The sequence below is a fragment of the Pricia mediterranea genome (assembly GCF_032248455.1).
Classification (GTDB): Bacteria; Bacteroidota; Bacteroidia; order Flavobacteriales; family Flavobacteriaceae; genus Pricia; species Pricia mediterranea.
This window is the reverse complement of record NZ_JAVTTP010000001.1, coordinates 22520-36235: the sequence shown is the minus strand read 5'-3', so window position 1 is coordinate 36235 and position 13716 is coordinate 22520. Positions and strand designations below refer to the sequence as shown.

At 47.3% G+C, this 13716-nt stretch carries 9 protein-coding genes; 7 read left to right on the top strand and 2 right to left on the bottom strand.

Annotated elements, in window-relative coordinates:
* Nucleotides 1-116 precede the first annotated feature (116 nt).
* The 3 genes from RQM65_RS00145 to capB all read left to right on the top strand — a co-directional run bounded on the left by RQM65_RS00145 (nucleotide 117) and on the right by capB (nucleotide 5053).
* A complete protein-coding gene (locus RQM65_RS00145; RefSeq protein ID WP_314011853.1) occupies nucleotides 117-2171 on the top strand; it encodes a S9 family peptidase in 2055 nt (684 codons plus the stop codon).
* Nucleotides 2172-2569: 398 nt separating this feature from the next.
* Nucleotides 2570-3625, top strand: coding sequence for a cysteate synthase (gene capA / locus RQM65_RS00140; protein ID WP_314011851.1), 1056 nt, complete (start codon nucleotides 2570-2572; stop codon nucleotides 3623-3625).
* A gap of 168 nt (nucleotides 3626-3793) precedes the next feature.
* Nucleotides 3794-5053 carry a cysteate-C-fatty acyltransferase gene (gene capB, locus RQM65_RS00135; RefSeq protein WP_314011850.1) on the top strand — a complete coding sequence of 420 codons (1260 nt, stop codon included), beginning with the start codon at nucleotides 3794-3796 and terminating at the stop codon, nucleotides 5051-5053.
* A gap of 68 nt (nucleotides 5054-5121) precedes the next feature.
* On the opposite strand, the gene RQM65_RS00130 is transcribed toward capB, so the two are convergent.
* Entirely contained in the window at nucleotides 5122-6240 is a 1119-nt protein-coding gene (locus RQM65_RS00130; RefSeq protein ID WP_314011849.1) for a GNAT family N-acetyltransferase, read from the bottom strand.
* 280 nt (nucleotides 6241-6520) lie between these two features.
* Nucleotides 6521-7474 (bottom strand): transporter, encoded by a 954-nt coding sequence (locus tag RQM65_RS00125; protein ID WP_314011848.1) that lies wholly within the window; start codon nucleotides 7472-7474, stop codon nucleotides 6521-6523.
* 146 nt (nucleotides 7475-7620) lie between these two features.
* On the opposite strand from RQM65_RS00125, the gene RQM65_RS00120 reads away from it, so the two are divergent.
* The 4 genes from RQM65_RS00120 to RQM65_RS00105 all read left to right on the top strand — a co-directional run bounded on the left by RQM65_RS00120 (nucleotide 7621) and on the right by RQM65_RS00105 (nucleotide 13680).
* Nucleotides 7621-7896 (top strand): DUF4834 family protein, encoded by a 276-nt coding sequence (locus RQM65_RS00120; protein WP_314011847.1) that lies wholly within the window; start codon nucleotides 7621-7623, stop codon nucleotides 7894-7896.
* Between the two features lie 126 nt (nucleotides 7897-8022).
* Complete coding sequence (locus RQM65_RS00115; protein WP_314011845.1) at nucleotides 8023-10461, top strand: YfhO family protein; 2439 nt, start codon at nucleotides 8023-8025, stop codon at nucleotides 10459-10461.
* A gap of 223 nt (nucleotides 10462-10684) precedes the next feature.
* Nucleotides 10685-12007: a glycosyltransferase gene (locus tag RQM65_RS00110; protein WP_314011844.1), complete on the top strand. Its 1323-nt coding sequence runs from the start codon at nucleotides 10685-10687 to the stop codon at nucleotides 12005-12007.
* 218 nt (nucleotides 12008-12225) lie between these two features.
* A complete protein-coding gene (locus RQM65_RS00105) occupies nucleotides 12226-13680 on the top strand; it encodes a lipopolysaccharide biosynthesis protein (protein ID WP_314011842.1) in 1455 nt (484 codons plus the stop codon).
* The last annotated feature ends 36 nt before the right edge of the window (nucleotides 13681-13716 follow it).

Genomic DNA, 13716 nt, shown 5'->3' with positions numbered 1-13716 from the left:
CCAATAATACCCTAAACTAAAACATCCCCTTGCATATGAAACATCCCTTTAAAAGAAATGTCCTTCTGACGCTATGCCTTACATTTGCGATCTCAAATTATAGTCAAGAAAGAGATATGGAAGAAGTTACCACTCCCGTAGCCAAAAAAATTCCCGAAAAACTGGAGAAGCACGGCGATGTTAGGGTCGATGATTACTATTGGATGAAAGATAGGGAAAATCCCGAGGTGATAGCGTATCTGGAAGCCGAAAATGCGTACTACAATGCGCTGACTGCCCACACAAGGGCTTTTCAGGATTCGCTTTTTCACGAAATGAAATCCCGTATCAAGGAGGATGATTCTTCCGTACCCTACAAAAAGAACGGGTACTGGTACATATCCCGCTACGAGACCGGTAAGGAATATCCGATCTATTCCCGAAAAAAGAGAACTTTGGATGCCGAGGAAGAGATTATGTTCAACGGGAACGAAATGGCCGAGGGGCACGACTACTTCAGTATCGGAGGTATCGCTGTGAGTCCCGATAACACCATGGCCGCTTTTGGCGTCGATACCGTTTCCCGCCGACAGTACCACATTCAAATAAAAAATTTGTGGACCGGGGAAATATACGACGATAAGATCGAGAACACGACCGGCGGTTCCGTTTGGGCCGATGACAACAAAACCCTGTTCTACAGCAAGAAAGATCCTGTTACGCTACGTTCCGATAAAATTTATAAGCACAAATTGGGTACCCCTTCCAAAGACGACGAGTTGGTCTTCGAGGAAAAAGACGATACGTTCCGCACCTTTGTGTACAAAACCAAGTCAAAAAAATATATTGTGATCGGCTCGGTAAGCACCCTGACCTCGGAATACCAGATACTGCGGGCGGACAAGCCCGATGCGGCCCTCAAAATGTTTTCCCCCAGAACTAGGGGTGTCGAATACAGTATTGCCCATTATGACGACCATTTCTACGTACTCACCAATAAAGACGGGGCGACCAACTTTAAATTAATGCGTGTCGGGGAAGACCAAACGGCTGCACAGCATTGGGAGGAGTTCATTCCCCATCGGGAGGAAGTACTTTTAGAGGATATCGATATCTTTAAGGAGTATTACGTGCTTTCTGAACGTGAAATGGGACTCAACAAAATTAAGGTTGTCCGATGGGATGGTTCGGATAGTTATTATTTACCCTTTGACAGTGAAACCTTTACCGCTGGGGTAAGCCGAAATCCCGATTTCGATACCGAGACCTTACGCTATGTCTATACTTCAATGACCACGCCCACTTCTGTTGTCGATTTCAACATGCGCACGAAGGAAAAGGAGGTAAAAAAGGAGCAGGAAGTACTTGGTGGCAATTTTGATAAGGACAATTATGTGGAAATAAGGGTTTGGGCCACGGCACGCGACGGGGTGAAGGTACCCTTATCGATTGTTTATCACAAGGATACAAAATTGGATGAAAACACGCCGATTCTGCAATATGCCTACGGTTCGTACGGGGCGACAATTGACCCTTATTTTTCCAGCGTACGCCTGAGCCTTTTAGACCGGGGCTTCGTTTACGCCCTCGCCCATATTCGCGGGGGACAGTACCTTGGCCGACCTTGGTACGAGGACGGTAAACTGCTCAAAAAGAAAAATTCCTTTACCGATTTTGTGGACTCCTCCAAATATCTGATTTCCGAGGGCTATACCAGTCCCGGTCACCTTTATGCCATGGGCGGTTCCGCGGGTGGCTTGTTGATGGGGGCGGTAGTCAACATGGCACCGGAACTTTATAATGGGGTAATCGCCGCGGTACCTTTTGTCGATGTCGTGACCACGATGCTCGACGATTCAATCCCCCTCACCACGGGGGAATACGACGAATGGGGCAATCCCAATGAAAAAGAATCGTATGACTACATGAAGTCGTACTCGCCCTACGACCAGGTCAAGGCGCAGGCCTATCCGAACATGCTCGTGACAACGGGACTGCACGATTCCCAGGTCCAATATTTTGAGCCGGCCAAATGGGTGGCCAAACTGCGAGAGGTAAAGACCGATAACCATCAATTGCTGTTCGATATCAATATGGATGCCGGGCACGGTGGGGCTTCCGGCCGATTTGAAGCATTGAAAGAGGTAGCCAAGGAGTATGCCTTTCTGCTAGATTTGGAGGGAAAAATTTAGGGTCTGTTTTGAATTGTGCGATTGCATTTTTATAGATTGGTGTTGATGCCGTTCCAGGAAAGAAATAATCGACAGCGTTAAAACAGAACCTTATGGCTGCCCTCAGTGTTGGCTTTAGGTGAATTGTGAACCGTATTTTGCGCACCTTTCTAAGTCCAGCGTAACTGCGAAGTTCTAAAATAGCGTAGTGAATGGGATATTGCGCTTGCGGATTACCGAAAGGTGAACAGAGGGCCGGCAACAATCGATGCACAGTCCACTGCGCCCAGCAACGGTTCAGGATGCCATTTTTTGCATTTCCGAAGGAGGCTTTGCGAAATAATTAGTAATTTTGCCAAGAAATTGGCGCATTCCACGGCATAAGGATTTGCTAGGGACACCGAAATCAAATAAGCTATATGGCACAAAAGATAAATGCTTATAATAATATTCTAGAGCTCATAGGAAATACTCCCCTAGTTAAAATCGATAAACTGACCAAAAGCTTTCCCGGTAATTTCTTTGCCAAGGTCGAAGCCTTCAATCCCGGCCATTCCTCGAAAGACCGTATTGCGATGCATATTATCGAAGCGGCGGAGCGCAAGGGCATCCTCACCGAAGGCAGTACTATCATCGAGACTACTTCAGGCAACACCGGTTTCAGTATTGCCATGGTAAGTATCATAAAAGGCTATGATTGTATTCTGGCCGTGAGCTCCAAATCCTCAAAAGACAAAATAGACATGCTCCGCTCTATGGGAGCTACCGTCTATGTCTGTCCCGCACACGTAAGCGCTGAAGATCCGCGATCTTACTATGAGGTGGCCAAACGGCTGCACGAAGAGACCGAAGGATCGATTTATATCAACCAGTATTTCAATGAGCTTAATATTGATGCGCATTACGCGAATACCGGACCTGAAATCTGGGAACAGACCAAGGGGCAGATAACGCATTTGGTAGCTTGTAGTGGCACCGGCGGCACGATTTCGGGCACGTCTAAGTATCTAAAGGAACAGGCCAAGAAATCAGGGACGAAAATAAAGGTTATCGGGGTGGATGCCTATGGCTCGGTCTTGAAGAAGTACCACGAAACCGGGAAGTTCGACGCCAAGGAAGTATATCCGTACCGCATTGAGGGACTGGGAAAAAACCTGATTCCAGGAGCAACGGACTTCGACCTGATCGATGAATTTATCAAGGTGACGGATTCCGAGAGCGCACACACCGCTCGAGAAATAGCACATACGGAAGGTATTTTTGCCGGGTACACCAGCGGTGCCGCAATGCAGGCCATTAAGCAATTGAACGAACGCGGCGAATTCGGCGAGGACGATAACGTGGTGGTCATCTTTCCCGATCACGGATCGCGCTACATGAGCAAAATTTACAGCGACCAATGGATGGAGAATCAGGGTTTTCTCACTAATGAATCCGTCGGGGAGACCCAAGAGATACAATATGTCAAGGGATAGGATAGCGACCTAATTCCCATTCCCGTAATTTTTTTGCCGGTTAAATTCCTACAAGGTATAGGGATTCATCGGCAGCGCTTATTAACAATACTACCTTTTTTTGGGGATAATTATTACTCAATTATTCCCCTTAAAATCATACTTTTGCAATATACCAAAGCGAATCGCATGCAAGATCTATTTGATAGAATACTGGAAAATAAAGGCCCCTTGGGCAAATGGGCGTCACAGGCGGAAGGATATTTTGTATTTCCCAAACTTGAAGGTGCTTTGTCCAACCGTATGAAATTTCAGGGCAAGGAAGTCATTACCTGGAGCATCAACGATTACTTGGGGATGGCCAATCTTCCGGAAATAAAGAAAGTCGATGGAGAGGTCGCTGCGGAATATGGGGCCGCCTATCCCATGGGTGCTAGGATGATGAGCGGCCATACCGACTTTCACGAGCAATTGGAACGGGAGCTGGCGGAGTTCGTGGACAAAGAAGCTGCCTACCTGCTGAATTTCGGTTATCAAGGTATGGTGTCCGCAATCGATGCCCTCGTTTCCAAAGACGACATTATAGTATATGATGTGGACTCACATGCCTGTATTATAGATGGGGTGAGACTCCATATGGGAAAACGCTTTACTTTCGTCCATAATGACATGGACAGTTTGGAGAAAAACCTCGAAAGAGCCAGCAAACTGGCGGAGCAGTCCGGAGGAGGGATACTCGTGATTTCTGAAGGGGTCTTCGGAATGCGCGGGGAGCAAGGCAAACTAAAAGAGATAATTGCGCTCAAGGAAAAATATACGTTCCGTCTTTTCGTCGACGATGCCCACGGATTCGGTACCCTCGGAAAAACAGGGGCCGGGGCAGGGGAGGAGCAGGGTGTACAGGACGGTATCGACGTCTATTTTGCCACCTTCGCCAAGTCCATGGCCGGTATCGGCGCTTTTTTGGCAGCGGACCAAGAAATCATTGATTACCTAAAATACAACCTACGTTCGCAAATGTTCGCTAAGTCCCTTCCCATGATCTACGTAAAGGGCGCGCTCAAAAGGTTGGATATGTTGCGTACCCGACCTGAAATGAAAGCTAAATTGTGGGAAAATGTCAACGCATTGCAGAACGGCCTCAAAGACCGTGGCTTTAATATTGGTGACACCAATACCTGTGTCACCCCTGTATATCTGAACGGAAGCATACCCGAAGCCATGGCGTTGGTAAAGGATTTGAGGGAAAACCACGGCATATTCTGTTCTATAGTCGTTTATCCGGTAATACCTAAAGGATTGATTCTACTACGGATGATTCCCACCGCTACCCACACCATGCAGGATATCGAAGAGACTTTAGATGCTTTCTCCGCTATTCGCGACCGGTTGGAAAATGGTACCTATAAGAAATTGTCCGCTGCCGTTGCGGCCGCGATGGGAGAATAACAATAGTAGGTCGCATCGAGCGCAGTCGAATGTCATATCGAGCGCTGTTCCCATCTGAACCTGAAAACTTAAACATCAAGGCGGTACGTACACCTTCTCTTGTGCACGGTCGGCTGCACGTGCTTCCAGATTTGCCGTGCGGCGAGATTGTCACTTAGTTCTGGGGTTCGGATTCCGGTTTTTACCCCTCGCTTCGTGAAGGTTTTGTGGTATTGATTGAAGATAATCGCCGTAACCCCTTTATTCTGATAGTCAGGATGCACGCCGATCAAATAAAAAATGGCCCGTTCGCAGCTCTTACGCGCTTGCATTAAATGGTACCATCCGAACGGAAAAAGTTTGCCCTTGGCTTTCTGCATGGCTTCCGCGAATGAGGGCAAAACTACTGCGAAGGCCACAAGGTTATCGTCTTTGTCCACTACAAACTTGATAAACTCGGGATCCACAAAGCCCATAAAGCGATTCTTGATGTATTCCCGTTGCTCCTCTGAAATCGGGGCGTATGAGGCCAAGCCACTATACGTCAAATCTAACAGGTCGAACATCGGGTCCACGTATTCTAATAGCTCTTTTTTGTTTTTTACATTGACCTCTCGTAAGGAGTACCTTTTTTTGACCAGTTCGTTGATGCGGTAAAAAAAGGAGGGGTCTGCTTTTGCCGTGGGCATGGTATTTTCTACATACTCCTTTTCCTTTTGAAATCCCAGACGCTCGTAATGCGATTGGTAATATGGATGGTTGTACCAGGTTACCATGGTGCCCAAGGTTTTGAAGCCCTCTGTGAGAACGCCCACCTTGTCGAGGTTCGAAAAGCCCAAAGGCCCCTCGACATGGTCCATATTCTCGGATTCCGCCAATTCCTTAACCTTATCGATCAAGGTTTCCGAAACCTCGGTATCATCGATAAAATCACACCACCCGAACCGCATTTTCTTAATGTTCTGTTGTTCGACTTCTAACGTATTGATGATGGCCGCCACCCGGCCTACGATTTTATCGTTTTTATAGGCCAAATAGAGCCACATGCGTGCTGTCTTGAAAGCGGGATTCTTCTCTTTGTCGAAAGTATCCATCTCATCGGTGATCAACGGGGGTACCCAATAGGTCGAACCCTTGTAGAGCGAAAAGGGAAATTTAACAAATTCCTTTATATCCGATTTGGAGGTAGCTTCTTTAAGGGTGACCATTTATCGCAATTTGTGGAGTCAATATTAGGTATAATTGTCGATTGTACGAAGGTTTTTGGTGCCCTTTTTACTGTTTTGGATTGATTTTAAAGAAAGAAATTTCGATGGACGTTTTATTGACTCTCTGGAAAACTTAAAGAGGATGATTCAAGTTAAATTAGGACACGGTATCCCAAATGGTAGCACTCCTATTTTACCTCTTCTTGGTCCCCGCCTGTCCCATTATCCGGAACACTTATTAAGAAGTTTCAGATGGGTACCCTCCGGCCCGGCAGCGTCCCTACTCTTTGTTCTCTTTTCTATCTTTCTTCTTCATAGCGTTTTTCTTGATGGCCCCACCATTGGCATCGGCGCTCTGCTCATCGATGGCCTTGATTTTATCGACATGGAGGTCAAAGCGATATGAAGCTCCGGCGGTTACAAAAATCCGGGTCGGCGTATTCTTGAAACTCGCTCCGAGGTTAAGATCTACCTGCAGGTCGTCGGTCAAGAGATGGGCGACTCCGCCCCGGAGCAGCACATCGGAATACCGGTCGCTCTGAATGCCTTGGTTCTCTAAAAAGGCGCTCCATTTCGGATTGCCGAAAGCGTGCGACAGGGAAACCAGATAACTGAGTTCTGGAAAATCCGTGCTGATCCGGTCGTAGGCGATATTGGTGATCAGCACAAACCGCGGTGTAAGTTTGCTCTGCGTCGCGACCATGCCGCGATACGATACGGCAGGGTCACCCACATAAAAGGGATTATCTCCCATGTTGAACGTAGCCCCGCCGTAAATGGAAACGGAGGGAATCAGGTTCTTCAGCTGAAACACATTGTTAGCCCGCCAGCTGTACAGGTTGGGCTTGCTACGCTCCTCCGATTTGTAGCGATCGTAGATCAGATACTTAAGTCCGATTCGATTTCTGGAGAAATCCGTCAAATTCTCGGAAACGTCCGTACCTATCAGGCTAATATTTTGGTTTTGGTAACTGCCCTCGTAGTTCAATTCCAGTTGTTCGAACAGCAATCCGTAGCGCAGGGAAATATCGGTGCCCCAGATGTCGCTTTCGGTGTTCAAAAGCTCGTGGTCGCTCTGTTCGTAAAAGAGTCCCGCTTCCATTTGAATTACGTTGGTGCCCACCGCGTAGGCACTGACGGACAGTCCCGGTCGGTTCGAATTGATGACGTCGGTATATTGGGCAAGACCTGTTAGAGGTAGGGCGAATGCGACGAGATAGAAAAGATTTTTCATGGGATGAAGGACTTGGTGAAATTATTGAAATAGGATGAGTTGCAGGAGCAACTGCCTGTTGATTCCGTTTTTACCATTATTTTAGCGTTTCGATCCTACCAATACAACGTAAGAATCGTATTTTTGATATATTCATTCCTAACAATATGGTGTTTTTAAAGACAATTCTTGTAATCCTGCTGATTTATTATGGATTGAAGATACTGGTTAAAATGTTTGCCCCCAAGATTTTCGGATACGCCGCCAAAAAGACAGAGCAGCATTTTCGGGAGAAATTCGGGGATTTCGCCCAGCAAAATCCGCATACCGAAGAGCGTGTCGGCGATGTCATCATCGATAAAAAATCCCGTTCCAAGAAAACTTCCAAGAACGATTCCTCCGATCAGGTCGGTGACTATATCGACTTTGAGGAAATTGATTAGTTTTGCCTTTCTAAAATGAATCCTTTGCTGCTTGGCAGTAGGAGGTAGTTTCAAGATGCCCTTGCATTGATACCGGAAGATTCAAGTGTAACCTTTTCTACCTTTAGGATGTATTATCTTAGATTTATGAACAAGGGAAGGTTAACCGCTTTTTTCATCCATTTTTTTGTAATCGTTTTCTTTGTCATTGCCGCCCTGGCCTATTTTTCGCCAGTACTTCAGGGGAAGGTCATCGAACAATCCGACATCATCCAGTTTACGGGGATGGCCAAGGAACAGGTCGATTTCCGGAAGAAAACGGGCGAAGAACCCTACTGGACGAACTCTGCCTTCGGAGGCATGCCGACCTATCAATTGGGTGCATATTATCCCCATGATTATGTGAAGGAATTAGACCTTTTTATCCGATTTCTCCCACGTCCGGCAGATTATCTCTTCCTCTATTTTATAGGATTTTACATCTTGCTCTGTTGTATGAAGGTCGATTTTCGGTTGGCCGTTATCGGGGCGCTGGCTTTCGGATTTTCCACTTATCTCATTATCATTCTTGGGGTAGGGCACAATGCCAAAGCGCATGCTTTAGCCTATCTGCCTTTGCTTCTGGGGGGTATCTTACTCGTTTTTCGCAACATCTATTTATGGGGATTTTTATTGACCGCTGTAGCCATGGCTTTGGAGGTCAGGGCGAACCACTATCAGATGACCTACTACTTTATGTTCTTAGTGCTGGCCTTGGGGGTGGTCTATTTGGTGGATGCGTTTCGCAGGGGTGCCTTGAAAGGATATTTTAAATCGGTGGGAATCTTGGTTCTCGCGGTAGCGTTAGGGATTGCCGCCAATACAACTTCGTTAATGGCCACCAAGGAGTATGCGGACTGGAGTACTCGCGGCAAATCGGAACTAGGCATTGAGCCGGATGGCTCGGCCAAGACAAACTCAGGGGGGCTCGAAAGGGAATATATCACCCAGTGGAGCTACGGTATTGTGGAGTCCCTTGATCTCTTTGTACCGCGGCTCTTCGGAGGATCGAGTAGCGAGAATTTGGGAGATAACTCCAAAAGCTATGATTTTTTGATCGACCAAGGTATTTCCCGTTCCCAGGCGCTGAGCTTTTCGAGCGGATTGCCCCTCTATTGGGCCGACCAGCCTGGCACTTCAGGTCCGGCGTACATCGGGGCCATTGTTTTCTTTCTTTTCATTTTGGGTCTCGTTATGGTCAAGGGCAGGGCGAAATGGTGGCTTCTGAGTGGCACCTTGCTGTCCCTTTTTCTTTCTTGGGGGAAGAATTTCAGCATCTTGACGGACTTCATGATCGATTACTTCCCGCTTTACGACAAATTTCGGGCGGTATCCTCGGCACAAGTCGTACTTGAGCTCTGCGCCCCCATCCTGGCCGTGTTGGCGCTTCGTGAAATGTTCGGGGCATCTGTAGATAAGGTGGAAAAGATCAAGGGATTAAAAACTTCCTTTTTTATCGTTATCGGGCTGATCGCAGCGCTATTTCTGTTCAAAGGGATGTTCAGTTTTGAAGGCCCCAACGAGGCCTTCTTGATAAAGAATTACGGTGACGAGCTGGTTTCGCTGATACAGGCGGACCGGAAAGCGGTTTACAATGCCGACCTCTTTCGTTCGCTGATCTATGTATTCTTGGCGGCGCTGGCCTTGTGGTTTTTTCTAAAGGATAAGCTGAAAACCAATCTGGCGCTCTTCGCAATTGGCATCCTAGTCGTTGCGGATTTAGTGGGAGTGGATAGACGCTATGTGAATAACGACAACTTTGTATCCAAACGCCAAATGCTGCAGCCCTTTCCGGAAACGGCAATGGATCAACAGATCAAAAAGGATGATGGCATTTTTAGGGTTTACGACCCGCAGGAGGGCATCAACGGTGCCCGCATGTCGTATTACCATCAGTCCATCGGTGGCTACCATGCGGCAAAACCCGGGCGCTTGCAGGATCTGTTCGACTTCCATATCTATAAAGGCAATATGGGCGTGCTCAACATGCTCAACGTCAAATATGTGGTGCAGCAGGATGAAAACGGCCAATCGTATCCCGCCGTCAATCCGGCAGCCAACGGAAACGCCTGGTTTGTAGAAAATTTGGTCGAGGTCGATAACGCGGATGCCGAAATCCAAGCTTTAGATACCTTACGGGCAAAATCTGTCGCAGTGATCACCCCCGAGATGCTCAAAGGGGTTTCCGATACTAATTTTAAGGTGGATTCCCTAGCTACTATTGAATTGACGGAGTATGCCCCCAATCACTTGATTTACACCTCGAATAACACCCAAAAAGGGGTAGCCGTTTTTTCGGAAATGTACTATGCCAACGGATGGAACGCCTACATCGACGGGCGGAAGAAGGACCATTTTCGGGTCGATTACACCTTACGGGCCCTTGAAGTACCCGCGGGCGAACATACCATAGAATTCAAGTTCGAACCCGAAGTCATCAAGATCGGAAGCAAGATTACATTGGCCAGTTCGATTGTGTTCATATTAATACTTTTGGGAGGGGTATGGTTTAAGTTTTACCGTTCCCGCGGAGAAGAGAAGACATAGTACAAATGATTGCTCGCTTGTGGTTTCCATGATGAAAAGAGCTTCCCCCAACGCAGGGTTCAAAGTTCGATCGCTGCTAAATCAGCTGGCTAAAGTTCAAGGTGGTTTCGGTAACCTTAAGACAGCTTTAAACTTTAAATGTCTCTTCGGCACACTTGGACTTTAAACCCTGAAAGCTAAAATGTTCTGGCGGCCGTCAGTGCCCAATTAACCAACCGGTATCATGAAAAAAGTCCTCATCATCACGTACTACTGGCCACCTGCGGGAGGACCCGGGGTGCAGCGATGGTTGAAATTCGTGAAGTATTTGAGGGATTTCGGGGTAGAGCCGGTGGTCTATGTGCCCGAGAATCCTCATTATCCAATAGAGGACGCTTCCCTCGAACAGGAAATTCCCAAAGACCTGACCCTATACCGCCGGCCTTTGTTCGAGCCCTATGGCCTGGCCAAGCTGCTATCCTCAAAAAAAACCAAGCGTATCAGTTCGGGCATCATTCAGACGAAGAATCAGTCCGCCTTAGAAAAAGCGATGCTGTGGGTCAGGGGTAACTTCTTTATCCCCGACGCTCGAAAATATTGGGTAAAGCCTTCCGTGAAATTCTTATCGGAGGTGTTGGATGGGGCGCATGCGGACAGGACAAGTGCGAATTCCGGCCTTGGGCGGGCGACCATTGACACCGTCATTACTACCGGACCGCCACATAGCGTCCATTTGATCGGGCAGCGCCTGAAAGCGGAAAAAGGAGTACGCTGGCTGGCGGATTTTCGGGATCCGTGGACTTCAATCGGGTATCATAAAAAATTGAAACTGACGAAATCCTCGCGAAAAAAGCACAAGGAGATGGAACGTTCGGTATTGAACGAGGCCGATCGGATAATCGTGACCAGTCCGGCTACCCGACGGGAATTCCAACAAATGACACAGCGACCGATCAGCGTTATCACTAATGGTCATGATTCCGAATACGAAGGGGGGGCGGATTTGGACAAAGAATTTACCATCTCCCATATCGGCTCCCTGTTGACAGGCAGGAATCCCAAGAACCTTTGGAAGGTTCTTTCCCAAATTGCTTCCGAAGACGCTGTCTTCCGGTCCGACCTGCAACTGGAATTTATGGGCGTGGTGAGCAAGGCCGTGATGGACAGCCTATACCGCTTCGAACTTGGTCCTTACATTAAGATGCGCGGTTATGGTTCCCATGCCGAGGCCCAGCGACGGCAACAGCGGTCACAGGTTCTGCTTTTGGTGGAGATCGACTCCGAGGAAACCAAAGGCATCATTCCCGGAAAGCTTTTTGAGTACATGGCCGCCCAACGGCCGATTTTGGCATTGGGACCCAAAAATTGGGAAGCTGGAAAGATTTTGAACGAGACCGGGGCCGGGGCCGTCTTCGACCATCAGGGACACGTTGAACTAAAGAAAACGATACTAAATTGGTATGCCGCTTTTAAAAAGGAAAATTTAGAATCAAAGTCAGAAAATATAGAAAAATACAGCCGCAAGGCCTTGACCGAACAGCTGGCCAATATAGTATTGAGTACTTAGTATTGAGTATTAAGTAAGAACTCAGCAACTGACGATGTATTAGGGGGAAATGAAAAGTGAAAAATGAAACTTGAAATGCACAAAGGGAGGCCACCAACCGCCAACCAAACACAAACTAACGATTAAAGACTAACAACCGTTCAAAGGTCAAACCGACAACCGACAACCAACAACCAACAACTAACGTCTAACGACTAAGAACTAACGACTATACAAAAATGGGTGTCGTATTCAAACAATCACTGAACAATACCATCGTCACTTACCTCGGCTTCGGGGTGGGGGCGGTCAACGTGCTGTTCCTGTACACCAATTTTATGTCCGAGGCGTATTTCGGATTGGTCAATGTGGTGCTCTCCGCGGCTATGGTACTTATGCCCATTTTGGCCTTTGGGGTACCAAATACCCTAATAAAATTCTACAGCAGCTTTTCAGATACGAAAACAACGGACGGTTTTATGACCCTGATGCTGTTGCTTCCCTTGGTCCTGGTTGTTCCCATTGCGGCGCTTTTCTTTTTGGGCCATGAGGCTATCGGTAACTTTTTATCCCAAGAAAACCCGATCGTCAAGGATTATATTTGGCCCATTTTCTGGATCGGGACGGCCATGGCATATTTCGAGGTATTTTATGCGTGGGCCCGCGTCAGTATGCGCTCCGTTTTCGGTAATTTCATGAAAGAGGTTTTTTCGAGGGTCGGGGTCACCCTGCTGTTGTTCTTGCTTTATTTCGACTTTATATCCGTAACGGCCTTTATCCCCATTGCTGCAGGCATTTATTTTCTGCGCATGCTCATTATGGCCGGATACGCCTTCAGTATTCGTAGACCGCGATTGGACTTTGATTTCCCGAAAAATATCCGGAATATTCTGGTGTACTCCTCCTTGATTATCTTGGGAGGCTCCGCCGCGATAGTACTGTTGGAAATCGATAAGGTGATGATCAACCAATTCATCGAGATCGAGAACGTCGCCTATTACAGCGTGGCCGGATTTATCGCCATGGTCATCGCCGTGCCCTCGCGATCGATGCACCAGATTACCTATCCCTTGACGGCCGAACTCTTGAACAATAAAAACAAGAAGGGGCTGAAAGACTTGTACCAACGCAGTTCGTTGACCCTGTTTATCGTATCGGGACTGCTGTTCATCCTTATTTTAGTGAATCTCGACGACCTCTACGAACTGCTTCCCGAAGCGTATCGAAACGGCTTTGTTATCTTCGTTTGGTTGGGATTGGCCAAAATGTATGACGCGCTTTTGGGAAACAATAATTCCATCCTCTACAATTCCGACTATTACCGCGCTATCCTCATTTTTGGGGTGCTGCTGGCCACTATGACAATCATTTTTAACCTGTGGCTAATTCCCGAATTCGGACTCGATGGTGCCGCTATCGCCAGTTTTTCCGCCTTTTTCATCTATAACACCATTAAATTGGCCTATGTCAAATCCAAATTTGGCATGCAACCCTTTACCTCCGAAACATTAAAAATTTCCGCGCTGCTAATCGGAATTGGGCTGGTTTTTTATCTTTTGGATTTTCCGTTCCATCCTATTCTGAACATCGCCATCAAAGGTAGCCTGATCAGTGCCCTGTACGTGGGGCTTCTTTATAGGTTCAGAATTTCGGAGGATGTCATTGGGGTGCTGTCCCGCTTTATCGGCAAGTGATTGGATTGAGCAAGACCGGAAAGCGGATTTCTTCAT